The organism is Rhodococcus sp. MS16 (genome assembly GCF_013277795.1).
Lineage (GTDB): Bacteria > Actinomycetota > Actinomycetes > Mycobacteriales > Mycobacteriaceae > Rhodococcus_F > Rhodococcus_F globerula.
The window spans coordinates 28,089-51,727 of the sequence record NZ_VBTM01000002.1; the positions used below are offsets into that span (position 1 = coordinate 28,089).

Below are 23,639 nucleotides of genomic sequence, written 5' to 3' on the forward strand. Positions count from 1 at the left end.
AAACTCGTTCTCCTCGCCATGGCCGCAGCGATCGTCGCAGGGCTGGTGCACGTGTTCTCCGACTTCGGGAGCGAGGACACCGGCACCGCGGCACCCGCCCCCTTCTCAGCAACACCGTCCACGGTCACGACGCCACGGCGACACCCTCCCCAGTCGTCGATGTCCCGCCGAACCCGGATACCGACGCAGCGGAAGACACTGTGCATCAAGCACTCTCCGTCGCCTTCACCTGGTACCCGGCCACCGACCGCAGCCCCACCGATGCCTACGCACGCGCACAGAACTGGTTCACCGAGTCTCTCGCAGAGTCGCTACTCGTCGACGTCCACACCGAACGCGGCCCCGGCGTGCAATGGGGACAGTGGGCTTCCGACAACGCGAAAATCGTTGCCGACGTGAACGTGGGCTGCTCGGGCTGCCCACCTGACACCGACAGCCGCATTCACCGCGTGGCCAGCATCCATCAGACGGCAATCATCGGCCACGAGACCACCACGGTCACACCTGACACCACCGTGTGGGTCACGCTCACCAAGGAAGGTGACCAGTGGCTCCTCGACAGCATCAGCTACTGATCGACACACACGCGACCAGCGCACCAAAAGTGAACACTCGTCGATCAAGAAAGTCCATATCCACAAAGACCTCAACACCCAACATCACACAGGCACAAACGGTTTCAGAACTCCCGGACGCACAGAATCCGGCAGTTCACCATCGAAGGAGAATGCAAATGAAACGCACCACACGGACTATTGCTGTCACCCGCATGATCGGTATCGTCGTCGCAGCAGCCTCGCTCGGCGCCGGACTCACCGCATGTGCAGACGACAACGTTGTTAACGATGCCAGTCCGCAGTCCGAAACTACCTCTGCCACACCTCAGATCCCGGCCATCGACGTCAACGACAACGTCGACGTGCGCCGCTACTACACCGTCGAGTCGATCGTCAGAATTGTCACGGGACGAGGCGGCGACAAGACGATGGTGCTTGGCGCGCTCGCTGCCGCGGAAGCCGAGAGTGGCTGGTACGCGGGCAACAGCGGCGGCGGGCCCGGGATGACACGTACGGTCGATGTGTTCGGTTGGCAATCCAGCTATCCGGGTGGCGCAGAAAGCAACCAGGCGACGGAGGCAGCCGTGCAGCACTTCATGGACGTCGCAGCGACGGTGCCGCCCGAAACCCGCAACGATCCGGTCGCCTTCGCAGTCGCCGTCCAATTCGCAGATCCGCGCGGCTATGACCCCGGTAAAAGAGTGTTCTCGCGCGCAAGTACGGACAGGGACAGCGTTGCCACCGAATACACCGCGAGCCTGCCGAAAGCCGACGCCGCGCTCCAGCAGGTGCAGTAGAGGACCGATCACCCGCGACCACATGCAGTCAGGCGCCACGCGCGTCGATCTTGACGCGGCCACCTGCACCGGCCTAACTGTCAAGCGCTCATGCCAATACAATCAGCGTACGTTCACGTCCAAACCAACACTTGCAAGCGGAAACATCACCGGAGCCTCATGCAAAGGCAAGCACTACCAATCGAACGATCCGGTAGGGTCCATAACGATCGGCCAGCAACAGTAGATAGAGAAGCCTATCGCAAACTCGCTAAATTTTTCCGGTCGAATTCTCCTTTCTTTAATAATATTGTCTAGCGCCTTGGAATGAACAATTAGACTACTGCCGGCGGCGTAAAATTGATTGGCCATATCGTGTGCTCATCCCATACAATATTAGAAAGGTCCGTTCCAATTAAGTCCGCATTTGAGAGTATGGAACCATTCAGATTCGCTCCATTCAATTTGGCCCCTTTCAAAGAGCAACCAGTCAAATTTGCATCAGATAGCGTCACTCCCGACATGGCAGCATCGGTGAAATTTGATCGTGAAAGGTTGGCATTTTTGAAATTAGATTCGATCAATATTGAGGCCGAAAAATCAGCCGCAGTCAAGTCTGAATTGCTAAAGTCTGTCCAGCTTAGATTCGCTTCGACGAATTTCGAATCAACGAGACTTGCTCCTTGAAGAATTGCATGATCAAGCATCGAACTGCTGAAGTCGGCGCCCGTCAGTATTGCCCCACTCAGATCCGCATCCGTGAGCGTGGATTTTGGGGCGACTGCGTTTGCCAAGTTCGCTCGAAGTAGATTTGCATCGGTAAGGATAGCTCCGTCCATTCTCGCTGAACTTAGATCCGCACCTCTAAGGTTGGAGCCGGTTAAGATGCAGTCGATCAATTTTGCTTCTCGAAAATTTACGTTTACCAAATTCGCATCTTCTAAGTTAGCGAAAGTAAGATCCGCCCCCACCAGATATGCATCGCGCATTTCCGATCTAATTATATTGGCCGATGAAAGATTAGAATTTCCCATCTTCGTTCCCGTTAAAATCGTTCCGCTCAAGTTTGATCTTCTGAAATCAGTGTTCGCGAAGTCACCCCCGGCGAGATTTGCGTCGGACAGGTTTGATTCGGAAAAATCTGCGCTCGTTGATTTTGATTTTCGCAGATCAACGTTGACTAGGATGGCTCTCGTGAGATCGGCGTTAGTAAGATCGATAGCTGTTAGGTCAGCGCTCGTGAGGTCTGATCGCCGCAGCTGCGCGCCAGCAAACATCGAGTTTCGTAGCCTCGCGTTTGTCAGATCCGCACCCGTCAGATTTGCGTTGGTAAAGTTGGACGTAGTGAGGTCGGCCTCACTCAGACTGGCGCCGAATAGATCTGCATCCGTGAAATTTGTCCCCACCAGTGTTGCGCGCTGCGCCTTGGCTCCAGCGCAGTTCGCTGCTGCCAGATTTGCGTTGGTTAGGACGGCATTGTGCAAAACTATTTCTGTTAGCGTGGCCTCCACTAAGTTAGCGTCGGTAAGATTGGCATGACTAAAGATTGCGAACGTTAGGTCCGCTCGGGACAGATCGGCGTTGCAGAAAATTGCTTCGACTGCTCGCGCATTTCGCAAATTCGCACCGACTAATGTGGCGCCTGAAAAATCTGTTTTCTCTAGGGTCGATGCCACTAAGTCCGCTTGGTCTGCGTTAGAATTAGCCAGATTAGCAGAGGATAGATTTGCGCCAAACATTGTTGCTTTTTTGAGTTGTGCGCCAAACAAATTCGACCAAGAAAGGTCGATGTCGACAAGTATTGATTCACCGAGGTCGGAATTCTTCAAATTTACATTTGATAGATTAAAGCCAGTAAGATTTACATTGGAGAGCTTTGATCGATCCATTTCTGTTGAACAGCTGGCCCACGATTTTTGATTTTCGACAGTAAGGTGTTTGCGTTGCAATATAACGTTGATTATTGTCTGCCGCACTTCTAGTTCTCTGGTGTCGGCACTAGTTGAATTTTGATCCGGATTCAATTTTCAAGATCCATTCTTAAATAGGCGCGCAAGACATCAATGCAAACTTGACGTTCATCGTCGTCACCAGCGGCATGCCAGTCGTCGGCGAGTGATGCGAGAGCGTATACACCCGCCAGACGTATTGCTGGAGATTCCGAACCGAGTTGACTTACTGATGCTGTATATCTGCTTCTCAGATCACGTTCTGTAGCGTCGCGACGATCGATCCGATATGTTTTTATTTCGTGTCCGTGGGTCATCTCAGTTGTGTGCTGCCGACGATAGGTAAGGTAAGCTGCGCCACCGATACCTATTATTCCCATAATAGTTACGGTCGTGCGGGCAGCATCAAACCACTGATTTCCATCGGGCTTCGAAAACCACATCGACCTGAGAGGTGCCTCGATTTGTAGCCAGGCCATGATCAAGAACATGACCAGGCCAAGGGTCGCTGTTATCAACGTTGCCCAGATTACTTGCCTACGGATCCGATTTGGCTGTTCGGCATCAGCTGTAGTGTTCAACACCGATTCATCATGTACGGCGCATGTGATCTGTAGCCCCTGAACACGCCGTTGTCGCAGGATTGGTTGTCAAGAATGGACATTAAGCCGGTTTTGGCTGGCATCTGGGTTCGGAGACCGCGCAGAAGCCCAGTGACGCTATCGCTGGTCATTGTCCGGGCACTGAGCACGGTGAGAACCTATACGCACTAGTTGCCCCGATTTTGAAGTTGTTTTGCGGTCAGCTTTCACCAGGATCTACTCGGCGGTTAGTGCACGCGAAAGGCCGCGCCTGCGGATTCCCCTGTTGATGAAGACCCGGATCTTGCTCGTAAGTTGCGAATGCTGCGGGAAGTTCCGCGGTGGATCGCTTGACGTTCGATGATTGAAGAATTACACCTCGCCCAGCTTCATCCCCGGCGTCGACGCCGGGGTGAAGTGCGCATAGATTCAATGATCGCCGCCAGCCATTCGCGGACCTCGGCCTTCTTGTCGGTGGCGTAGTTGTCCCTTGCCAAATGCAGTTCCTGATCCCGATATACCCGCGCCTTGCCGATGACCAGCGCCGCAATGTGAGCCGATGTAGCACGGAGGGCGGGCTGTGTTTTGCATGGCTCCACACTCGCACAACGCACCCGCGAGCGGCAGAGTAGACACCCCTACAGCAACGGTGTCTATCGACTTTCTGTAGATCGAATGCGGGACACCGCCATAGCTTCCCGCTGACTGACGGTGCCGGCTCCATCAGTGGGTGTCCGCGAGCCGTAAACCACGTGGTGCCCTACCGATGCCAGGCGGGCACCGAGAGCAGATCCGACCTTGCCGGTGCCGAGGATCGCGATACTCATTTGACTTCCCTTCGGCTTGGACGGGCGCCGGATCGACGACGGCCGTTGACCTAAACCGATTAGTGAGTGGTGACAGCGATCACCACGGCACCTCGCCCGCGTCCTCGAAGAAACCACCTGAAGGACCTCCGTCAGGAAGAGTCGCCAGACGGATCGCGGTGGCCGCGCCTTCCCGCGGACTGCGCACGCCACGGAAACCGTTCAAGTCGGTTGCGACGAAGCCTGGACAGGCAGCGTTGATGAGGATCTTCGTATCGGCCAATTCCTGAACGTATTGAAGCATCACAGCATTCAAGAAAGTCTTCGAAGGCGCATAAGCAACCGCGACAGGTCCGGTCGTGGTCTCACTCGCGGGGCCGGCCTGACGGGTCAGCGAACCGACACTGCTTGACATGTTTACGATCCGCGGCGCTTCCGAGTGACGTAGCAATGGCAACATCGCGTTGGTAACCCGAATGACGCCGATAACATTGGTCTCTACAACCGCGCGAACGACTTCGGGATCCACACTGCTCGGTTGCTGCGGCCACCCGCCGGTGATGCCTGCATTATTGACCAACACATCGAGCCGCCCCACGCGCCTTCCGATCAGATCAGCAGCCGCTGCAACGCTGACATCGTCAGTGACGTCCAATGGGACACCGAAAGCATCAACGCCTTCATCGCGCAATCGGGCCAGTGCCTCTTCACGCCGAACATCGTCACGGGCGCCGACACCGACACTCCAGCCCAGTTCACCTAAGCCGAGCGCGATCTCGTAGCCAATGCCCTTATTTGCACCGGTCACCAAAGCAATCTTTGTTCTTCTCATGCAATCGATCATGGGTGTTCATCCGACGCGGTCCAACACCGATCGGGTAACGAGCGATACCTCATAGGTATCGACCAAATTCTCCGACGGATAGGCTGACTACATGGAAACGCGAGAAATGCGCTACTTCGTCGCAGTTGCCGAAGAGCTGCACTTCGGCCGCGCGGCACAACGACTAGGCATCGCTCAGCCTCCGCTGTCGCGGGCGATCGCCCAACTCGAACGCAGACTGGGCGTCACGTTGCTACAACGCAACAGCCGCTCAGTGACCCTGACAGACCCAGGCAAGGTGTTACTGCACGAAGGGCGTGCAGCCCTTGACGCGATAGAAGCTGCTGAGCGCCGCGTGCGCCGCGCCGCACTAGCCGCCGAAGGTCAAGCCAGCATCGTTTTAGCCACTAAAGCTGGTGCTTCCAGCGAGCTACTGGCGAAACTGCTCCACGCCTACGCCGCCGAGCCAGGATCGATCCCGGTCGACGTAATGCTCTGTGGCCCCGGCGAACAAGAACGACAACTCCGCACCGGTCGCGCCGATGTGGCCATCCTTCACCAACCCTTCGACGAGACAGCGGGTTTCGACACAGAGGAACTCCGCACCGAAGGACAAGTTGCTGTCCTCCCCGCAGGTCACGCCCTAACCACGCGCACACAACTACAGCTCAGCGATCTATCCGAGGCGCCCGACCTACCACCACCGCGCTGGCCCAGACCCGACGGCACCTACGCTGACGGCGCAGGCCCGGAAGTCCGCGATCACACCCAACTCCTGCAGCTCATCTCGTTGGGACGCACCCTGATGATTGCGCCCGACTCCTGCAGCTCGCAGTTACGCGATGACCTCGTCGCCGTGCCGATCGTGGACGCACCGCAAGTCACCACAGTCATCGCGTGGCCACCACACAGCCGGTCCCGAGCCGTCGCAGAGCTCGTTCAGACATCACTCCGCTTGTAGGCAGTGGCGCCTTGAACACCACAGCCGTCAAGATTTAGACGATCAGCTTCACACCCGACACAGCGAAGCGAGTGCAAACCGATCCCGAACTTCAGTCGAGTGCTCCGGATTCTCCGCGGACTGGGGTTCGCAATCTCACAGGGTCTCAAGCCGAGCATCGGCGCGTTCCTCGATATTGTGTGTACGTGAGCTACTTTGCGGGCCGTGTGGTCGTTGTGACAGGTGCTGGCGCAGGAATTGGACGACAACTATCACTCAGATTGGCAAGACAAGGCGCGTTGCTATCCTTAATCGATCGCGACCAAGAGGCACTCGACGAAACTATGAAAATCATTGGGATTCAAGGTAGTTCGAATCTAAGCTCAAGTATAGATGTAACAAACCGGACTGCGATGAACGATTGCGCTGTGGAAACTTCCGAGAAATTTGGCGGCGTCGATGCAGTGTTCAACAACGCAGGCATCTTGTATTCCGGCGATATCCTTGATTCCGAGTTTACGGACATCGAGCATGTAATGAATGTCAACTTTTGGGGCGTAGTCAACGGATCGAAGGCGTTTCTACCTTTCATCATTCGTTCCGATCATGGACACATCGTCAATGTCTCATCCGCATTTGGTCTAATGTCAGCTCCGGGGTACGCAGCGTACAACTCGGCAAAATTCGCCGTACGAGGATTCACGGAGTCGCTGTACCAGGAGATGCAAATCAACCACCCTCAAGTTAAAGTGACGTGCGCCTTCCCCGGAGGCGTCAAAACGTCGATCGCGCGAAGCGCACGAATGGCTGCCGCATTAGACAGGATGTCGGTCATCGAATCGTTCGAAAAGAACATCGCCAGAACCGAACCCGAGTTTGCCGCCCGCGTCATTGTACGCGGGGTGGAGCGAGGCAGATCTCGCATCCTGGTCGGCAAAGATGCACGACTCATTGATGTCGTGACAAGAATCTCAAGCGCCGGCTATCAACGAATCTTGCCAGCGCTCAATTCCGCCCGGTCAGGGCAAAGCACAGGACGTTCATCCCTGTAGTTAGCGCCCTTGTTCCCGATATTGGTCGTGACAGTTCGACAAGGTTTTGCGTAGTGTTCTTCTGTTCGCATCCGCGGGGAGAGGAACATAGACAGTGGCTGCAAAATGGTTGTTGATCGAAATATTCGGGGACGCTGCACCGTCCATCATCGGCGTGGGGAGCACGCCTCGCCGGTTCATGGCACTCGACAAAGTCCTCAAAGGTAGCGGCTCATTCGACACCGCGCTAAGCGTGATTGCTGAGGTAGCGGCGTCACTTAAGCAAATCGACCGGACGTCAGCTGACGGCGGACGTCGAATTATCGCGAAACCACTCGTTACATTCAGTGGACGGCTGCACGGCGTGTATTTCTGGTCTGGCAGACCTGGCGAACAGGTACCAGCGCCAGACCCAGCGGGAGCATGGATCTTCAACCTCACCGAAGGCAAAGCAAGCGGAAGTGACGACTTGTTGGATCTCTACGGGGTTCCGTCCTCCGAGCGCCACACAGAGAAAGCAATGGCTGGTGCATTCACCAGGCTTCGCACGAACCATGACGAAAGCGAAGCGCTTTCGAAGATCATTCACTCGCAACCAGGAACAATTCACCAAGCAGTGTGGACGGTTGAGCGGGACGACAAAGAGCTGAGAGCGGCTCACTTCTCGTGTCGAATGCTCCTAGAAGTCGATCCGAAAGATGGCCGATCACAGGTTATCCTGCGTGGCATTACTCAAGATATCGGCCCAGCGCTTTCCGTTGTATCTGCACCTCCTCCTGTTGTCCTCGAGTATCGGGTTCTAGAAGCAGCCACCAATGAGGGCGAGCATCGCGCCATTGTTAACCTGAAAACATTGCGGCTGATCCGGTGGATCGGGGAGCCCGTTCCAGGGCTGGCGTGGGAGTCTGTCGACGATCAGATCGAACCGGGTATGCATCCGGAAGATCTCCGAGTGGCACTTGCGATGTCGGAAGGGTTGGCAAGGGGAAAGACACAGGGAGCATTACGTTTCCGTCAACTTAGCGGTGAGTGGCAGACCTACGATGTGGACGCATCGCTGATGGTGTTGGATCAGCACACAACGGCGGGCCTGGTCATGATCCGAGCCGCACCTTAGTACCGCGAGGAGCAAACAAAGGGCGACGAATCTACAGATGGGGCCCAAAAGTGGATTCCAAACGGTAAATGCTGTCCTGAAAGCACATTCGAGGTCTCCCTCTCAAGAATAGCTGCACCACTTTGGATTTCGCGGAGCGACTTCGGAGCCTTCAAGGTTCTCCGGCTTCCGCCGGGTGGGACTTAGTGCCCAAATATGAAGCTAGACCTTGCAAATGGACTTAATCGATCTGTAACGTGCAGTCGTGCGCGCCCCATTTGGGGCCTCCGGCAGTGGGTGGTTCCAAGTGACCCCGCCAGGCAACGCCGTAGCGGTACCCCGTGGTACCGCTCATTCTCTTGCCTGAAATGTCACCGGAGGAATTGCCGTGTTCTGCTCATTCGAATCACACCAAACGCCACAATTTGGCGTGCCTCTATGCAGGCACGCCAGCTGGCCGTGCGCGTGCACGCTCGTAGCTGGCCTGCAATTCAGCAACGCTGATACCCAGAGCATCGGCCAATTTTCGAGCGCTGTCATCAGTCAACAAGACCTCGCCGCGCTCAATGCGAGCAATCATAGAAGTGCTGATCCCGGTCATTTTGCCAAGCTGCGGTTGAGTGAGACCAAGAAGGATGCGCCAATCGCCCGGAAACCGCTCCGCTTCCGGAACCACGACAAGCGCACTCATTGGAATCTCGAGCGTCTGGGCCACCAAAGCAAGCGTGTCGACCTGAGGACTGCGATTGCCAGTCTCCCACTGCTGCACCGTCGCTCCCCCAACTCCAGCTCGTCGAGCCAGATCTGCACGACTGATGCCTTTACTCTCCCGAGCACGACTAAGTCGCGCGGGATCAAACCCGCGCATCACTCGACGGCTCATAGGGGCGTTCCATTCATCATTGCTAGACACCATGCCGTACCTCCTCTAAGGTCTAGTCCATGCATGACTTTAAACGATGCAATTGTTGTAATAGGCATGATGCGCTGCCACGAAAAGTAGGTGAAATACGAGGAGGTAGACCACTTTCCTGAGACGAAAGTCCCCCAGCCGCTACGAACGGCCGGGGGACGAGACCAAACGGGTTGCCACCCGTCCAGCATTTCTTCCTATGCAGAAAGGATTCTGCGATGTCTATCTTAGTTGACCGTCCAGATGTCAGCGACAGATCTGGCGCCCTGTTTGCGCCACAGCTTTCGACTCTCGCGTTTCGTCGGGTCGCGGCTCAGCATGTTTCGATCGACGGCCGTTGCGATGCTTGCGGTTTCACGGTTTCGAAGCGCACTCCATTGTGCCCGGATGCTGCTGTTGCGTTGCGTGAGTTGTCCCGCCGGGACGGCGGTCGCGCCCACCGCGTTCAGTTGTTTCATTACGCGACGATCGATCTTCTTCGGATTGCGGGTGTTCATCATGAGGATCGCGTGGGCAGGTGCGCTCGCTGCGGGTTCGTGTTCACCGCCGAGTGTGACGTGTGCCCGACGTTGCGTGCTGTCCGGAGGGAGCTGGAGGTTCGGGGCGTGGTTCCGGTTGTCGGCGCCGAGCAGGGGCAGGGTTTGTGCTCGGGGAGGGCGCGGTCGTGGGAGATGGACGGCCGCAGCGCGACCGAGTGGCGCCGCGCGATCACCACGTGTGAGGCGTGTCCTCTGCTGGAGCAGTGCCGCGCGGATACGAATTCTGCGATCGAGTGTGGGGCTGGCCCTCGACGAATGATTCTGGCGGCCAACGCGTACGACAATCACGGCAAAGCCGTCGATCGAGATCGGCTAGAGCTGTACGAGTCGTTGACGAGAGCGTCTCGCCCGCGTTCGACATCGACGGCGGCGGCGTGAGTTCCGCGGTTCCACCGCCAACGGTGTTGGCGTGTGCGATTGATCCGCAGTCGTGGGATCTCGATGAGGGTTCGTACCGTGCCGGGTTGGATGCGCGAGCGGAGTGTTTCCGCTGTCTGCGTTTGGCAGAGTGCCGGCAGGAGTTGTCCGCCATGGTCGATGCGGGGACGCCGCCACAGTCGATGGTGTGGGCGGGTGTTGCGTTCAGTCATCGTGGCCGTCCACTCACCTCTGATGCGGCGTTGCGTTCGTATTATCGGCGCGTCGACGGTCAGCGTAGTTCCCGACGCGGCAGCGCCGCGTGAGGATTCGGGTGGGTTTGGTTGATCAAACAACGACCTCTCTCATCGACAGTCCGGCATGCGATATGCCATCCGTACTGGTTCTGCACACCTTCGAATCCGCATGGACGGTGTACGGAGTTCTTGCGGACATGAAAGGGCGCCTACCGGTTCGGGATCGCTATCACCGGGCATGGGTCCTCGTCGAAGTCGCTGGACGACTCCGCAGCCGCCAGTCCTTCGTCCGCACCAGCGCCCACCCGGGTGATTCTCCAGACGTGCGCGGTTTGATCGACGTCGACTCACGAGCGGTCCTGCATGCTCGCGACCTCATCGACGCTCACGGACCGCTGACCGTCGCCCCGTCCCCCACGGCGATCCCGGCACCATTCCTGCTCCCTTGCCTCGAATTCAGTAGCCCCTGCGCGGCCACGCCGCCGGCTTTGTTCGACGCCACCCGATAGGACACTTCGACATGAGTACCGATCCACTGCTCGCCGAACTGAAAGACCGAAACCGACCTCTCTCCGAAATAGTCCTCGACCTGAGTACCGGGGTGCTCCCATCCCCAGGCTCAACAGGTCTACCGTCCCAGCGATGGTCGTGGATGGCGGATCTCCTCACCCACCCGCACTGGGGAATGACGGCGGCCGTTGACGGACTCGACCACATCTGCGCACCAGTAGCCCAGTTGTGCCGACTGACCGCCAACGCGATACATCCATTGAACCTGCGCCAACTCTGGGCAGCCGAGCAACAACCCACCGCTGAGATGCTCGCCCTGCACTCCCCCAACAACACCGGCCATTGGGAAGTACTGACCGCGGTCCTCGAATTGATCACCGACGGACTAGACCACTGCCAGGGAGCAGACGTCTCCGGCGTCGAAGCTGTCACTGCAGCGTTCACCGCCGTCATCACCTCTCAACACCCCGACACGGCCCGCACAATCATCATCGCCGCCATCTCACGCGTGGCACACCCTGGACCCGTCGAATCCCCGAAACTACCTGTGCGACTAGGAGTTGCATCATGACAACATCGACGTACACGTCACCGTTGGTTGAATCAATGATCAGTACCGCCGCCCGCTCCATCCTCGACGAAATCGGGATCGACTTCCCCACCGCGTCCGAGTCCGCAGAAGTACGTCAGCTCGCTGAAACGATCGTCCGAGAGACTGTCGATGCGCTCGCGGGACCTCGGAGACTATCCGTCGGTATGCGCGAGCGCCTCCTCGACGTCGCTGATCTCGTGGCCACCGACGCGGAGACTGCATCAGTCGATCAGATTCACGAGGTTGCTATCGCGCTGCGTGACCTGCTCGATCTCCACATCCCGGTGAGGGTGGATCGACAGTGATTGCGCTGGTTCTCGCCGGAATTCTGGGGTTGGCAGGCGTTGCAGGGACGGTGCTTTCGCTGCGCACCGCGCATTTCTGACACCTCGCACGCCCGCGCATCCAAGACCTGAACTTTGAGGCCGTCTCGCCTTCACCGCGACGTGCCTCGTCCCGCCGCGCCCGCAACACCGAACTCCGGCCCTACACCTAACGAAAAATGTCACCCACCACCAAGCATTGACCGTTGAAAAACCTTGACACCCAACTCAATACACGCTGCATTCACAGAAACGACGAAACCCCCTTGCGGGGGTCCGTAACGATTCGCCGAATCAACACAGAGCCTGGCCGGGCTCTCGTCGTCACTGACTGAAGACGAAATATCCGCTCCGCCTTCGGTACTGCACTTTTCTTCACTCACATGAAGGGACTTACCTGATGACAGGTAATACGTCTCAGGCTATCGCACGCCCTGAACCAGCGCCAACACTTTCACAACACGACCCCACCGCACCGTTCCACATCATCGACGGTCAGCCCACAGCGCCCACACCTGCGCTACCGACTGATGACGAATGGGATCGTGCTGTACGTCAAGCCACCGAAAACGTCGCCCGCATAGAAACACTCAACGCAGCAAGCAACCAACGCGGCAACTCCTGGGCCCTCCCAATCAAAGATGGCCAACACGCCCGGACCCCCATCTGGACCAGCCGCACCAACTGGCAACACCAAGTCCGCGCACTCCTCAACTCCCCCACCGGCACCCAACTCTGCAAAACTCACACCGTCAGCACCGAAACTGCTTTCGCTGTCGCCGTCACCCACGCCCACTACGCCGACAGTAAAACCGGCCGCTCAATCACCGCCTCCCGCATCACCATCGCCACCCGCGCCGGAGTCAGCGTCAGCGTCGTCAAACGCGCCAGGCGAGTCCTCACAGGCCTCGGAGTCGCCACAGAACTCGTCCGCGGCCGCTACCTTCAGAAAATTGAATCCATGGCCGCAGAAGCACACCACGGACACAAGCAGTTCCGGGCAGCGTCCGTCTGGGCACTCATCTCACCCCGCACCGCGGTCACAACCATCACCGCACCCTTCAAGAAGTCCAGAAAACCCTCTCGCGCAACACTTCGCAGCGCCGCACACCGCGCCCACATTGCTTCTCTAATTTCTCCACAAACCGGCGGGCGTGGCCCCCTATCCCCCTCTGGGGGATTTGTTCTTCCATCTCTTGTTTTGAAGTTCTCACCAACGCACGCGCACACGCGAGCGGGCAAGCCGAAGAACACACAAAGATCCACACCACGTCCAATCGAGTTGCAACGCACCGCTGCCCAACTGATCGATCACATCCCGGCACTGAAAACCGTCAGGCACGTCGGCCACATCTGCGACGTCCTCGACCAAGCCGGCATCGACCCCGCCCGGTGGACCGGTCGCGACATCGTCCGCGAACTCACCAAGGACACCCAAACTCGGGGCTGGGTCTGGCCCGCACAACTCACACGCCCCACAGCATTCCTCCACTGGAGACTGGCACACATCGACTGGTCACAGCCCTCCCCTGCCGAACGTGCCCGCGACAACGACCGGACTCGTCTAGCCGAACAAGCTGCACGCCGACGGGAGGTGTACGAGCGGGATTCGAACGTCGCCGACGCTCACACTCGTACCGAAATCATGAAACAGCTGCGGGCGCAACTCTCGTCGAGAACGCCCGCATGAGCCCGAGCTATCCATCAGTCGGCGGCGGCAAGATCTTCGTCATCGGCAAAAATCAGCCTTCCGTCATCCAGCGCGATAGCCCACCGATGAACCGGAGCCCAATCACGCCCCACCGACTCCGAATCGATGACCATATTCGCGTAGTCCTCGATCACCACACCGGTACATGCCACGCCGTCGCTGTCAGGACCAGGCACCCTAACCGTGACCCGAGAGCCAACACCCGTCGCGCTATTGGTTCGGCCGTTCTTTTCGTTCATTCTCGGATTCTCCCCCGGCCACCTCCACTCGCGCGCACCATCCGTCACACGCTCCCCCGATGTCAGGACAGCATCGGGTCCGCCCGGGTCGTCTACGACGTGTGATCCGCACCCCGCATACGAGCTGCGTTGGTGCCGGGAAAGATGTGCCAGTGCGCAATGTGTGTCCTGTCGTCGTCGGGTTTTTGCTGGTACCAGCGTCGCGAATCGCTTCTCCAGTGGCGATCGACCCCCTCGGGGCGTCTGCATCTCGGCGGACTCGACGGGCGGGGGGCGGCGGACGTATCCTGAACAGGAGTGATCCATTTTGAACCAGGAGGTGAGGTGGCGATGACAACAGTCGAAGGCCACACCCCGCAGCAACGGCTGCTTCGCGCGGCCGCACGGCGCCGAGTCGACAACCTCGAACTCAATCGCGCTATCTACTGGGCCTCGCGAGATCAGAACCTCTCACACCGACAGATCAACGCCGTCGTCACCGATCTCTCCACAACCAGCATCCAGCGGATCCTGGCCCGCTACTCCGACGACCCGTCACTACTCGAGGAAACCCCCTCCGAAGTAATCGACAAGCGCGCCGCCGGCCTGATCGACGACGAGACCATGATGGACAGGCTCCTGAACTGGCACTACGAATTCGGTCATGTGCCCTACGTCGACGGAGTAGCCACCGACGCCTACACCGCCGGCGATTGGGACGACATCGAGCAGGCGTACTACCGCGATCGACTCACCGACGACGAGTTCACCCACCTCGTCGAACGACACAAGACGCAACTCGAACGTGCGGCCCGCGCTCAGTGACCGACGATCACCAGTTGCGCGGCGCCGTCGCCGCGCAACTCATCGCCATGTCCGCCCCGGGAAACCTGCTGCACACCAACGCCGATCACAACACCGACATCCGCTATACCGGCGAGATCACGCGCTCGAAGTTCCGTAAGCGCGTGATCGGCGAGTACCTTGATCGTCAAACCCCCTCGCGGGGTGGATATTCCGCGATCGTCACGGCGGGCACCCCGGGTGCCGGCAAGAGCACCGCCTTGCGTGAATACGGCGGAGACCTGGCCGGTTTCCGGGTCCTCGACCCGGACATCGTCAAGGATTATCTGATCGAGCAAGCGCTGCGTGACGGGATCTACGACGACATCCTCTCCCACTGTCTAGACGATGGGAGTACCGTCGCTCCGCGTGAGTTGGCGGCTCTCGTCCACCACGAATCGACACGGCTGATCGATCAGATCCGCCGCATCTGCATCACCCAACGCGAGAACATCGTGGTCGAAGGAACGCTCAGCTGGAAAGGTTTGCCGCCGAAACTCGTCACGGAGTTCACCGAAGGTGAGTACGAATCCGTCGAGGTCATCGCGATCGAAGCGGACCGTGGCACGTGCCATGAACAGGCGCTTTCTCGTTGGTGGTCCGGGCGCCGGCAATGGGTCGACGGTGCGGACAGCCTCGGTGGGCGCTTCACGCCGCCGGCCGCTATCGACATCTGTTACACCGACAACGAGTCGTCGCTGTGTACCGAGCACGCCATCGAGTTCGGAGAATTGGCGTCCGCGACGATCGGACGTACCCGCGTAGCTGTCCTGCGCCGCAACGATACCGGCGACTTGGACACGATCTTCGAACGCAGGCACCCACACGAGCGATGACTCCCTCGTGTGGGTGCCTGCGACCGTGGGTGCCGCTAATTAGCCCAGTCGATGGAGTACATCAGCTCGGCAATTCTTGGGGCGGCGGCCTCCACGACATCGAACGGCGCCCGGCACGACACCGTTGTCGATCGCGTATTGATCCCATTTCTCAGCAAGTTCTCTCGCAAGGTCTGGGTGGACGTCGATAAGGTCCAAGGTTTCACCCGGATCAGAACCGATGTTCGAGAACCTGGCAGCGAACCCTCACGCCGCCGCTCAGGTGTGGATCGACGCGCTCGCCGAATCAAGAAAACTAGCCGACCACATTCGCGAGTACTGGGACGAACCCGCCATGCTACGTACTCTTGCGCGTGATCCACGGACGAGTCTGCAACCAAAGTCGTTCCAGAAGTTGCGAACCTGCCCGCTTCCGTCCCAGCCGGCACGATCGCGGTGTGTGCAGGCGCTCCGTTGTACGTGCGCACCCGCTCACATGCCTCGACGCGAGTAGTCGAGCACGTTGTCGACCGCGATCTCCGTGAGCTGCCCGGCCTCGAGATCCTCGAGCGGACTGTTTCCGTCGAGCAGATCCGTACTCGTCAGCCACCAACTCGCCGCGCCGTACGGGTCCCGCTCGACATGGAGCCGCAGGTTCGCGTGCCGAACCACGTCGTGGATCTTGTGCCGCTCCTCGTCGAACTGAAACGCTGGGTACTTGTAGTTGGGTCGGGTCCCGATGGGCAGGCCGATCAGCTCACCGGCCTTGCGACGTTTCTGCGCGACGCTGCGGGTCGCTTCACTTGTCGGAGCGAGTATGCGGGCGACGTCCTTGGAGTCGAGGACATCGAGGGAATCGAGGGAATCGAGGGAATCGAGAATTGACCTTCGTGCATTCGCCAATGCTGTTGACCTGGATGGATCCTCGTCATCTGTGGAGGTCTCCGGTGGTGTCGTCGAGACCTCATCGGATACAGAGACCGACGCGATGAGAAGCTGTGCGAGCGCCAGACGCTGTGTGCCGGTCAGGGAAGCTGCTGAAAGTTGTGCGACCGCGGTGACGATGTCACCGCCGGCAGTGCCTTTCCCTGCCGGTGCGTGGAGGTCGTGATCTCGCGTGACTTTCCCTCGACCGCGCTCCGCAACGGCGCGGGAAGGGTGCAGTTCGGTGGTGTAGGCCTGCCACATTTGCGCCACGTGGACGCTGAATGCGTGAGGGAGACCGTCGGTGCGGATTGCTGCGGTCAGGTGCTCCACCGCCACGGAATCGATGTCGTAGCCGGCGACAGATGTCTGCGATCGGGCGATTTCGGTACTCATGGTGCTCCTTACCAGTCGACGGCAAGTCCAACTTGAAGTACCTATCGTACCTGACGTACCACAAGGGCGTAATCTTCACCCTTGAACGTCACACAATCTCAGGTTGGGATGATCCGCTATCGGCCGCGATGCTCGGCTGGGCCTCGCGTCGAAAGCGGTGGCCTGCCACTCGAGCCAGGGAAACCCCACGTCAATACACCTCGACATCCAATACTGCAGCCAGACCGACAATCGGCCGTGAACGAAAATCTGGTCGATATCAGCGGCCGGTGAAAGTTACTTAGTGAAAAGAGTTAGCACTCAACGTGCATGAGTGCTAAATTTTGATGAGGCCTACGCCACAAGCACAGGCACTGGACGAGTCCGTCACAAGCCACTGGCCTTCGGCCGATCGCGACGATCAGCCGCAGACGCGGTCTCGACCACCCCCGCGCGAATTCTTCGATCGAACAGACCGAAGACATCCCCGGACCGCGAACGCCGACAGATGCCCGTCGACACGACTACCGACGACACGAAGGAGGAGCATGACCACCGTCCCCCACAGCCGCCACACCGACAGCCTCCCGTGTGCCTCCTACCGCGACAACGACACGCAGCAGCAACACCGCTCGCGGTTACCCGCGGCGTCGATCACCTTGGGGGCACTGTCCATTGCGGCGTTCTGGATGGTCGGACTCGGCTTCGTACTGGGAGTAGCCGCCGCGGTGTGCGGCACCGTCGCCACGTCACGGCCCGCGGTCGCCGATGACGAAGCAGCATCGCTGCGGGCCCTACTCGGCATCGTTGCCGGCGCCGCGGGCATTATCGTATCCGCGGGCGCCGCCCTACTCCCCATGCTGGCGGCACTGTGAACCCCACACATGGTTTCTCCCTACGGTGAAACAGCCCTCTAGGTGTACCCGGCCATCAGGTTGGTAGCAGACGGCTGACGGGTGGGTGACCGCCGAGTGCGCTGTGGCGTCGTCGAGTGTTGTAGTTCTCGAGCCAAGGTGCAAGTGCTGCGGTGCGATCCGCGTTCGTGGCGTAAGGACGGCGGTATGCCCATTCGGTGGCGAGAGTGCGATTGAGTCGTTCGACTTTGCCGTTCTGCCAGGGACAATGAGGCTTGATGAACTTCTGCACAATCTCGTGTTCGGCGCACACCGTGCCGAGAGAGTATCGATATGCCCACGCGTTGTCGGTCATCAGTCGTTCGATCCGATCGATGCCGTGCACAGCGAAGTAGGCGATAGCGCGAGTGAGGAATCCCGCACATGTGACACCTTTCTCGTCATCATGAATCTCGGAGTACGCCAAACGGGAATGGTCATCGACCATCGAGTGGACGTAGTCGAAACCGACTGCGGTGGAACGCTTTTTGCTGGACGAGCCAGCGGATCGCCCGTGCGCTCGCCAACCACCACCGTCGGGTATGCGCCCGAGTTTCTTGACATCCATGTGCACAAGTTCGCCCGGTCTCTCGCGTTCGTAGCGGATAGCCGTGGTTTTGGAGGATCGGATTCTCGCGCCGGTGAGCGGATCGAGTTCACGCAGATATGGCATGCCGTGTCGACGGAGTACTCGCGCCACGGTGCGTGCCGGCACACCGAGCTCGGGGCCGATCCAGTCCTGGCCACGTCGATCTTCACGTCGGGCTTCGAGGATGCGGTTCTCGATCTCGTCGTTGGTGCGTGTCGGCATCGTGTGCGGGCGTGAGGACCTGTCCTCCAGCCCGGCTGTGCCTTCGCAGGCGTACCGATCGATCCAGGTTTTGACGCACTTACGGGATACACCCATTGCCGAGGCGATGTGTGCTTGCGGCCATCCCTGTCGGTGGCGCTCCACGATCAGAGATCTGCCGTGAACAGTAGTGCGGACATTACGGTGGGACACGAGAACCTCCGGTATGGATGTGGGCCTTAGACAAGCCACACCACACCCGGAGGTTCTCCCATTTTCAAGTCGACACGCCTGCTACCAACGTCCTGGCCGGGTACATCTAGGCGCGCTGATTCCCCACCCGGCCCCTTGGAGCAACTGGACTCTCGTCGGTCTGCTGATCGCACCACTGGCCGACGAGCGTCCTGATCGAGAGACTGCGTCAAGCGTCAATCCCGGGGCCCTAGTCCCTAGAAAAATACGCAGCATTGATAATTTGGCGCTCAAAGAACATCCACCCGCGGAGGATGGCGTAGTCAGCTCCCGATCACTAGAGGTATCGACCCATCCCCCTCTACACATTGGCCTCTCGTTCACCAGCCAACCGGCGAAGTTATCCACAGTGACTTTGTCGTCCGTACCCACCGCCGTCGACACTGAACGCACAATCATCCCGGCAGAAACGGACTCCACCTCATCTGCCGGGCAAGCATTCTCCAGACGGCAGATGAGGTACCCACATGTCCACCACACCAACATCATTCGGCCGTCGACGTACCAGAAAGACCGATTCCAGCCGCCGCGCACTAGCGCTCGGACTCGCCATGTCCACTCTCGGTGCCGCAACCTTGACGCTCACGGTTCCCTCACTCGCATCCGCTACACCGGCGAGTTGCACCGACACCCTTGCAGTCATAACCCCAGGTATTTCTCGACGACTACTCTGATCTTCGGTGGACACGGTTCCGGCAGAAGATGATCTGCCCAGTTCTCGATGGTTTGTGTGCCCTTGCGCGGCTCTACTGCGACCTGACCGATGTTGAACAGCAGCACATGTGTGCCGTGCAGCTTCCCTAACTGGTTCCGGAGGAACCGCACATTTGCCTCGTCGTCGTCGCGGAACTGACCGTTCGTGAACAGTATTCGGCGCAGGGTGTTGAAGTCCTCGCGCGCGCCGAAGGCGCGGATTGCCGACCCGAACGCAAAAAGGTCCTCGGCGGTGATCGCTGTCAGATCTGAGTCGCCGCGGTAGAGCATCAGTCGACCCAGAGACCAGATCAGGCCGTTACGCGCGTTGACGCCAGAGTGGCCCAGTTGTGTCAGTCGCGCCACCCACTGGTCGAAGAGGACCAGATCGACCCCGAGTCCAGCGCTACCACCGCGTCGATCGAAAAGACGTGCATACTTTCGACCGAGCAGGAAATCGAAGTCGAGGCCTATCCCCTTGGCCATGGACAGATACACCAAATACCCGCTTGCGCGGTGTGATTCAGTCCGCCCGTTGGACCGCATGCCCTCGCCGACGAATCCCAATCGCACCGGCAAGGGTGCCGCAAACCATTCCTGGAGGTCCGGCCAGTGCTCGACGAAGCGGCGATACGCACCCATCCGCTCCCACTGTGCCGGCGGCTGCGGCACATGGGTTTTCACCCACGCGTGATACTCGTTCTCGTCGACATGCTGTCGGCTCCGGTGCGATACCGACGACACCTCGACGCCTCCGACGCCCATCATCGGCGATCTCGCAACGCGGCCTCGTATTCATCGCGCACCTGCTTGTCCGACACCCGGGTATAGATCCGGGTCGACTCCGGCGAGGCATGCCCGAGACGTCGCTGCAACGCCAACTCCCGCATTCCTGCCTCCCACATCGCCGTCGCATGGGTGTGCCGTAACGCGTGTGGAGTCTTGTCGGCTGTCCGCAGTCCGAGTTTGTCGAGCCGCCGCGCGAACATCCTCACCATCGCCGCATACGACAACGGCTCATAGCGGCGCACGCCCTTGCCGCCGACCAGAAATATGAACGGACTCAGTGCGTCGACCGGGCGCTCGTGCAACACATACCGATTCACTGCATCCAACGTCCGAGACTCGAGCAGATCGACAACACGCTCCTGCCGCGATTTGCCCGCACACCCCGAGGGTGATCATCACGTTTGCGGATCGTGACTCGTCTGCGTCCGTATCCGATATCACCGAGCTGCAGGCCCAGGACCTCCCCCGGTCGCAGCCCACCATCGAGCATCAACAGCACCGTCGAAAGATCCCGCAAGCAGGTCATACTGCCCAACAATGCACTCACATCAGACTCGCTCAGAGGCCTCGGCAGACGACGCGGCAGACGAACTCGAATCTCACGGCTGACCGGTACCTGCCTGCTTGCATTCCCGGTGAACGGCCGATGCCGCTCAGCTACCATCGCCAGGCCCAGATCGCGGCGTCGCCGCATCGGATTCTCCCCTTCGCCGAGTTCAGCGATGATCGCCCAGTCGTAGAAGCTCGACACCGCCGCCAGTATGCGGGCCACGCTCGCGGGAGCCATCAACCGCCCCGTCGGGCCGACGGCAACCCGTCCCAGCTGCTGCGCAGGTCCGCGGACTGGCCGACGGCGCAACCAACCCAACAACTCCAACCCGACTGCTGGACGGAACTCCCGCCAGTCCACCTCCGCTTCAGCGAAGAACTCGAATACGATCCGCAGGTCATACCCGTACGCCACCGCGGTGTTCGGGCTCCCTCCGGAATCGAGCACATACCTTAGAAACCGGGTCACCGACGATACCTGTTCGCCGTCAGACCTCACCAGGGCAACCGATGTCACGATCCCGTTGGTCTTCACGGTGTCCACGCGCATGAGACCAGCTCACCATTTCTCGACCCGATATCGGTCTCAACTCGCTGTGTGTTGTCCACATAAGAAAGAACGCCGCCGACAGCGCGACCTCGCTGCTGGGCACGCTGAGCCCGTTGGCGGAGCTCTCACTTCCGGGGCCGCGAACCCGGAGTCGACCAGCACCATGTACAACACCCCCGCCGGTACCCCGGAGAACGCCGCCAAACAAGTACTCGACAGCACCCACGATTCGGATCTCCCCGGCGCGTTGTCAAACGTAAACAGGATCGCGGCCGCTGCAACGCAATTGATCGACACAGGGAACACATCAAATCGCAGGAGACCTCAACAACCAGTTCGCACCACTCGTGACAATGGCCGCCGACATCGACCTCACATGGGTATCACAGATCCTCTCCGCCCTCCCAGACCCGACCGGCACCGCCCGAATCGCGGCCCTCGTCTGCAACCTCCTCTCCGGATTCGACATCATCCGCATCGCTCACAACATCGCCTGGGCCGTCCTCGAAGGAAGCCCGGCCGCACTCACCGGACTGCTGCCAATCGGACTCGACCTCGCCTCTGCCACAACAACAATGCTCACAGGAAAGGCGACCAAGACCTATATCTCTCTTGAGTGAAGAAGCCGCCCCAACAGTCTCGTCCACGCAGATCACCGCCAAGCCCAGAACATGGACCTCAGCGGGCTGACCAACTCCTTGACCGCGATGGCCGAAACACAAGACGCAGAAGGCCTAAACAGCACTCCTCGGCCAAGGCCTCGACGCCGCCACGTTCGTCGCTTCCGGCGCATACACCAACTACGCCGCGCTCACCGTCGACAACTCCGGCCGCAACGCACCCCAATGGCTCACCGACTGGTTCACCCTCCAAATCCAGCACACCACAGAGCAAAGATGCCAGCACTGATCGACGCTGCCGCGAGCGCAGCTGCCGAGTGCATTGCCCTTCTGATCTCACAATGGCAGAAACGCATCGTGTCCATCACCGAAACTGCAGGAAGTCGACCAGTCGCACCCTATCGACGCTAATGATCACTTCATGATTCACGGGGGCGGTCGATCGTCGAGAACATGCTCGACCGCAACCGCGAATTCCCCACTCTGATCCACACCGCCGAAAAACGGCCCTACCAATCGAGATCTTTAATCTACCGGCCATTTGGTTGACGGTTGAATCGCGTATGGATTAGATAGTGCGGAGATGAACTCGGGATCGTTCATAGGATCGGATGGATCGTCAATCTTCACTCCCCGAGACCGCACATCAGCGATGAGCATTTCCAAAACTTGATCAATCTTAAGGTCGTCTTTATGGTCGAAGTACACGCGCAGCTCATCCATGCCGCGAAAGACATGCGCATCGTAATGGAACAAGACTCGAATTTCGTCTTCCGTGTAGACGTCTAATGTCTTGTCTGCATCCCTAACTGCCCATCCGCCAGATTCCGCTTCAATGACCGTTTCCATAGTTGCGCCTGACAAATTATTGCGTCGATGCAATGGGCCGGATGATTCTCCACGATGGAACATATGTTGGTTGTCAGTTACTAAACCGTTGTTCCAGAACGGCGCGGCAATGTGAGAAGCCGCTTCATCTGGCCCATCAGGCCAGTAGGTGAATCCGCCGTCTATAGAGGAACGGTAGTAATACGAAATAACTTGCCCTGCCTGGACCTCCCAGCGCTCGAATAGGCCCGAGCGTGCCATCACGCTCATAAGCCATGGGGGCGTGTTCATCGGGTCCATGCCTCGCCAGCTACGTCCATCGAAATGCGCCGACCCGTCAGCAGTGGCAGGACCAGCAATGTTGAACTGAAAAAGGAAAGGAACTGCATACTCTGCCCCATGTAAACTCTTGACCGAATCAAGAAGCTTTTTGGAGTAAAAGGAGTCATGCGCACCTTCTTCGTAAACTACACCGTTTCGGGCAAAGAATCCACGAAAGGTCGGACGAAGGTCAAGTGCCCCCCCGGCATCCGCCGATTTACCGCCCGTTGTCGCATTCAACTGCGCAGCATTCTTGAAATACTGAGCGACAAGCAGTTTCCAAGGACCGCGATTGCGCAGGATCCAAAATAAGTTTTCGTTCTGCTCATCGGTAAAAATATCGCTCATCATCACTGGCGGCATTGATGGCACTAATCCTACGACCATGAGAATTACTCCTTCGTGTAAATTGATACTT

29 protein-coding genes are annotated in these 23,639 nt (G+C 58.8%); 16 read left to right on the top strand and 13 right to left on the bottom strand.

The window, feature by feature from the left end:
• The first annotated feature begins 200 nt into the window (after positions 1–200).
• A complete protein-coding gene (locus tag FEZ60_RS04765; protein ID WP_172935656.1) occupies positions 201–575 on the top strand; it encodes a hypothetical protein in 375 nt (124 codons plus the stop codon).
• A gap of 158 nt (positions 576–733) precedes the next feature.
• Positions 734–1,354 (top strand): hypothetical protein, encoded by a 621-nt coding sequence (locus FEZ60_RS04770; protein ID WP_172935657.1) that lies wholly within the window; start codon positions 734–736, stop codon positions 1,352–1,354.
• A gap of 314 nt (positions 1,355–1,668) precedes the next feature.
• On the opposite strand, the gene FEZ60_RS04775 is transcribed toward FEZ60_RS04770, so the two are convergent.
• The 4 genes from FEZ60_RS04775 to FEZ60_RS04790 all read right to left on the bottom strand — a co-directional run bounded on the left by FEZ60_RS04775 (position 1,669) and on the right by FEZ60_RS04790 (position 5,513).
• Positions 1,669–3,357 (bottom strand): pentapeptide repeat-containing protein, encoded by a 1,689-nt coding sequence (locus tag FEZ60_RS04775; RefSeq protein WP_172935658.1) that lies wholly within the window; start codon positions 3,355–3,357, stop codon positions 1,669–1,671.
• Complete coding sequence (locus FEZ60_RS04780; protein ID WP_172935659.1) at positions 3,354–3,866, bottom strand: hypothetical protein; 513 nt, start codon at positions 3,864–3,866, stop codon at positions 3,354–3,356. Before FEZ60_RS04780 ends, FEZ60_RS04775 begins: the two co-directional genes overlap by 4 nt.
• 650 nt (positions 3,867–4,516) lie before the next feature.
• On the bottom strand, positions 4,517–4,882 hold the full coding sequence (locus tag FEZ60_RS32835) for an NAD(P)-binding domain-containing protein (protein WP_346343329.1): 366 nt from the start codon (positions 4,880–4,882) through the stop codon (positions 4,517–4,519).
• Positions 4,770–5,513, bottom strand: a complete 744-nt coding sequence (locus FEZ60_RS04790; protein WP_202025751.1) for an SDR family oxidoreductase — start codon at positions 5,511–5,513, stop codon at positions 4,770–4,772. The genes FEZ60_RS32835 and FEZ60_RS04790 overlap by 113 nt, the downstream gene beginning before the upstream one ends.
• Positions 5,514–5,604: 91 nt before the next feature.
• Here FEZ60_RS04790 and FEZ60_RS04795 point away from each other — a divergent pair, with 91 nt between their 5' ends.
• The 3 genes from FEZ60_RS04795 (at position 5,605) to FEZ60_RS04805 (ending at position 8,580) form a co-directional block, all read left to right on the top strand.
• Complete coding sequence (locus tag FEZ60_RS04795) at positions 5,605–6,453, top strand: LysR family transcriptional regulator (RefSeq protein ID WP_172935660.1); 849 nt, start codon at positions 5,605–5,607, stop codon at positions 6,451–6,453.
• A 185-nt stretch (positions 6,454–6,638) separates the two neighbouring features.
• Complete coding sequence (locus tag FEZ60_RS04800) at positions 6,639–7,484, top strand: SDR family NAD(P)-dependent oxidoreductase (protein WP_172935661.1); 846 nt, start codon at positions 6,639–6,641, stop codon at positions 7,482–7,484.
• 94 nt (positions 7,485–7,578) lie between these two features.
• Entirely contained in the window at positions 7,579–8,580 is a 1,002-nt protein-coding gene (locus FEZ60_RS04805) for a GAF domain-containing protein (RefSeq protein ID WP_172935662.1), read from the top strand.
• Between the two features lie 415 nt (positions 8,581–8,995).
• Here the strand turns inward: FEZ60_RS04805 and FEZ60_RS04810 are convergent, their stop codons facing one another.
• Together FEZ60_RS04810 and FEZ60_RS04815 are read right to left on the bottom strand one after the other, a co-directional pair.
• Positions 8,996–9,475, bottom strand: a complete 480-nt coding sequence (locus FEZ60_RS04810; RefSeq protein ID WP_172935663.1) for a helix-turn-helix transcriptional regulator — start codon at positions 9,473–9,475, stop codon at positions 8,996–8,998.
• 224 nt (positions 9,476–9,699) lie between these two features.
• Positions 9,700–9,930 carry a hypothetical protein gene (locus tag FEZ60_RS04815; RefSeq protein ID WP_172935664.1) on the bottom strand — a complete coding sequence of 77 codons (231 nt, stop codon included), beginning with the start codon at positions 9,928–9,930 and terminating at the stop codon, positions 9,700–9,702.
• Positions 9,931–10,077: 147 nt separating this feature from the next.
• On the opposite strand from FEZ60_RS04815, the gene FEZ60_RS04820 reads away from it, so the two are divergent.
• The 6 genes from FEZ60_RS04820 (at position 10,078) to FEZ60_RS04845 (ending at position 13,740) form a co-directional block, all read left to right on the top strand.
• Positions 10,078–10,389 (top strand): hypothetical protein, encoded by a 312-nt coding sequence (locus FEZ60_RS04820; protein ID WP_172935665.1) that lies wholly within the window; start codon positions 10,078–10,080, stop codon positions 10,387–10,389.
• Positions 10,386–10,694, top strand: a complete 309-nt coding sequence (locus FEZ60_RS04825) for a hypothetical protein (RefSeq protein ID WP_095888833.1) — start codon at positions 10,386–10,388, stop codon at positions 10,692–10,694. Before FEZ60_RS04820 ends, FEZ60_RS04825 begins: the two co-directional genes overlap by 4 nt.
• A 62-nt stretch (positions 10,695–10,756) precedes the next feature.
• Positions 10,757–11,134 carry a hypothetical protein gene (locus tag FEZ60_RS04830; RefSeq protein WP_172935666.1) on the top strand — a complete coding sequence of 126 codons (378 nt, stop codon included), beginning with the start codon at positions 10,757–10,759 and terminating at the stop codon, positions 11,132–11,134.
• An 11-nt stretch (positions 11,135–11,145) separates the two neighbouring features.
• A complete protein-coding gene (locus FEZ60_RS04835) occupies positions 11,146–11,706 on the top strand; it encodes a hypothetical protein (protein WP_172935667.1) in 561 nt (186 codons plus the stop codon).
• Positions 11,703–12,032 (top strand): hypothetical protein, encoded by a 330-nt coding sequence (locus FEZ60_RS04840; RefSeq protein ID WP_172935668.1) that lies wholly within the window; start codon positions 11,703–11,705, stop codon positions 12,030–12,032. The genes FEZ60_RS04835 and FEZ60_RS04840 overlap by 4 nt, the downstream gene beginning before the upstream one ends.
• Positions 12,033–12,450: 418 nt before the next feature.
• Positions 12,451–13,740 (top strand): replication protein, encoded by a 1,290-nt coding sequence (locus tag FEZ60_RS04845; RefSeq protein ID WP_172935669.1) that lies wholly within the window; start codon positions 12,451–12,453, stop codon positions 13,738–13,740.
• A gap of 14 nt (positions 13,741–13,754) precedes the next feature.
• On the opposite strand, the gene FEZ60_RS04850 is transcribed toward FEZ60_RS04845, so the two are convergent.
• Positions 13,755–14,000 carry a hypothetical protein gene (locus FEZ60_RS04850; RefSeq protein ID WP_172935670.1) on the bottom strand — a complete coding sequence of 82 codons (246 nt, stop codon included), beginning with the start codon at positions 13,998–14,000 and terminating at the stop codon, positions 13,755–13,757.
• A 330-nt stretch (positions 14,001–14,330) separates the two neighbouring features.
• On the opposite strand from FEZ60_RS04850, the gene FEZ60_RS04855 reads away from it, so the two are divergent.
• A complete protein-coding gene (locus FEZ60_RS04855; protein WP_172935671.1) occupies positions 14,331–14,804 on the top strand; it encodes a winged helix-turn-helix domain-containing protein in 474 nt (157 codons plus the stop codon).
• On the top strand, positions 14,801–15,658 hold the full coding sequence (locus FEZ60_RS04860; RefSeq protein WP_172935672.1) for a zeta toxin family protein: 858 nt from the start codon (positions 14,801–14,803) through the stop codon (positions 15,656–15,658). The genes FEZ60_RS04855 and FEZ60_RS04860 overlap by 4 nt, the downstream gene beginning before the upstream one ends.
• Before the next feature lie 471 nt (positions 15,659–16,129).
• On the opposite strand, the gene FEZ60_RS04865 is transcribed toward FEZ60_RS04860, so the two are convergent.
• Positions 16,130–16,957 (bottom strand): hypothetical protein, encoded by an 828-nt coding sequence (locus FEZ60_RS04865; RefSeq protein ID WP_172935673.1) that lies wholly within the window; start codon positions 16,955–16,957, stop codon positions 16,130–16,132.
• A gap of 527 nt (positions 16,958–17,484) precedes the next feature.
• Between FEZ60_RS04865 and FEZ60_RS32380 the strand changes: the two genes are divergently transcribed.
• Positions 17,485–17,811 (top strand): hypothetical protein, encoded by a 327-nt coding sequence (locus FEZ60_RS32380; RefSeq protein WP_242484445.1) that lies wholly within the window; start codon positions 17,485–17,487, stop codon positions 17,809–17,811.
• A 55-nt stretch (positions 17,812–17,866) separates the two neighbouring features.
• Here the strand turns inward: FEZ60_RS32380 and FEZ60_RS04875 are convergent, their stop codons facing one another.
• From FEZ60_RS04875 to FEZ60_RS04885, 4 genes are all read right to left on the bottom strand, one after another.
• Complete coding sequence (locus tag FEZ60_RS04875; RefSeq protein ID WP_172935674.1) at positions 17,867–18,832, bottom strand: IS481 family transposase; 966 nt, start codon at positions 18,830–18,832, stop codon at positions 17,867–17,869.
• A gap of 678 nt (positions 18,833–19,510) precedes the next feature.
• Positions 19,511–20,332 carry a hypothetical protein gene (locus tag FEZ60_RS32385; protein WP_242484446.1) on the bottom strand — a complete coding sequence of 274 codons (822 nt, stop codon included), beginning with the start codon at positions 20,330–20,332 and terminating at the stop codon, positions 19,511–19,513.
• The gene (locus FEZ60_RS32390) at positions 20,329–20,670 is read right to left on the bottom strand and encodes a tyrosine-type recombinase/integrase (protein ID WP_233364579.1); all 342 of its coding nucleotides are present in this window, start codon (positions 20,668–20,670) and stop codon (positions 20,329–20,331) included. Before FEZ60_RS32390 ends, FEZ60_RS32385 begins: the two co-directional genes overlap by 4 nt.
• Entirely contained in the window at positions 20,667–21,452 is a 786-nt protein-coding gene (locus FEZ60_RS04885; RefSeq protein WP_242484448.1) for a site-specific integrase, read from the bottom strand. The genes FEZ60_RS32390 and FEZ60_RS04885 overlap by 4 nt, the downstream gene beginning before the upstream one ends.
• Positions 21,453–21,805: 353 nt before the next feature.
• On the opposite strand from FEZ60_RS04885, the gene FEZ60_RS04890 reads away from it, so the two are divergent.
• Positions 21,806–22,072: a hypothetical protein gene (locus tag FEZ60_RS04890; protein ID WP_172935675.1), complete on the top strand. Its 267-nt coding sequence runs from the start codon at positions 21,806–21,808 to the stop codon at positions 22,070–22,072.
• Positions 22,073–22,348: 276 nt separating this feature from the next.
• On the top strand, positions 22,349–22,483 hold the full coding sequence (locus FEZ60_RS32840; protein WP_275942422.1) for a hypothetical protein: 135 nt from the start codon (positions 22,349–22,351) through the stop codon (positions 22,481–22,483).
• A 114-nt stretch (positions 22,484–22,597) separates the two neighbouring features.
• Here the strand turns inward: FEZ60_RS32840 and FEZ60_RS04895 are convergent, their stop codons facing one another.
• On the bottom strand, positions 22,598–23,608 hold the full coding sequence (locus tag FEZ60_RS04895) for a hypothetical protein (protein WP_242484449.1): 1,011 nt from the start codon (positions 23,606–23,608) through the stop codon (positions 22,598–22,600).
• Positions 23,609–23,639 lie beyond the last annotated feature (31 nt).

Excerpts from the sequence above, each read along its gene's own strand:
- FEZ60_RS04770 (WP_172935657.1), top strand. The coding sequence starts at position 734 with ATGAAACGCACCACACGGACTATTGCTGTCACCCGCATGATCGGTATC.
- FEZ60_RS04790 (WP_202025751.1), bottom strand. The coding sequence starts at position 5,513 with ATGATCGATTGCATGAGAAGAACAAAGATTGCTTTGGTGACCGGTGCA.
- FEZ60_RS04795 (WP_172935660.1), top strand. The coding sequence starts at position 5,605 with ATGGAAACGCGAGAAATGCGCTACTTCGTCGCAGTTGCCGAAGAGCTG.
- FEZ60_RS04810 (WP_172935663.1), bottom strand. The coding sequence starts at position 9,475 with ATGGTGTCTAGCAATGATGAATGGAACGCCCCTATGAGCCGTCGAGTG.
- FEZ60_RS04815 (WP_172935664.1), bottom strand. The coding sequence starts at position 9,930 with ATGAAACAACTGAACGCGGTGGGCGCGACCGCCGTCCCGGCGGGACAA.
- FEZ60_RS04830 (WP_172935666.1), top strand. The coding sequence starts at position 10,757 with ATGCCATCCGTACTGGTTCTGCACACCTTCGAATCCGCATGGACGGTG.
- FEZ60_RS04835 (WP_172935667.1), top strand. The coding sequence starts at position 11,146 with ATGAGTACCGATCCACTGCTCGCCGAACTGAAAGACCGAAACCGACCT.
- FEZ60_RS04840 (WP_172935668.1), top strand. The coding sequence starts at position 11,703 with ATGACAACATCGACGTACACGTCACCGTTGGTTGAATCAATGATCAGT.
- FEZ60_RS04845 (WP_172935669.1), top strand. The coding sequence starts at position 12,451 with ATGACAGGTAATACGTCTCAGGCTATCGCACGCCCTGAACCAGCGCCA.
- FEZ60_RS04850 (WP_172935670.1), bottom strand. The coding sequence starts at position 14,000 with ATGAACGAAAAGAACGGCCGAACCAATAGCGCGACGGGTGTTGGCTCT.
- FEZ60_RS04855 (WP_172935671.1), top strand. The coding sequence starts at position 14,331 with ATGACAACAGTCGAAGGCCACACCCCGCAGCAACGGCTGCTTCGCGCG.
- FEZ60_RS04865 (WP_172935673.1), bottom strand. The coding sequence starts at position 16,957 with ATGAGTACCGAAATCGCCCGATCGCAGACATCTGTCGCCGGCTACGAC.
- FEZ60_RS32380 (WP_242484445.1), top strand. The coding sequence starts at position 17,485 with ATGACCACCGTCCCCCACAGCCGCCACACCGACAGCCTCCCGTGTGCC.
- FEZ60_RS32385 (WP_242484446.1), bottom strand. The coding sequence starts at position 20,332 with ATGATGGGCGTCGGAGGCGTCGAGGTGTCGTCGGTATCGCACCGGAGC.
- FEZ60_RS04885 (WP_242484448.1), bottom strand. The coding sequence starts at position 21,452 with ATGCGCGTGGACACCGTGAAGACCAACGGGATCGTGACATCGGTTGCC.
- FEZ60_RS04890 (WP_172935675.1), top strand. The coding sequence starts at position 21,806 with ATGGCCGCCGACATCGACCTCACATGGGTATCACAGATCCTCTCCGCC.
- FEZ60_RS32840 (WP_275942422.1), top strand. The coding sequence starts at position 22,349 with ATGCCAGCACTGATCGACGCTGCCGCGAGCGCAGCTGCCGAGTGCATT.
- FEZ60_RS04895 (WP_242484449.1), bottom strand. The coding sequence starts at position 23,608 with ATGGTCGTAGGATTAGTGCCATCAATGCCGCCAGTGATGATGAGCGAT.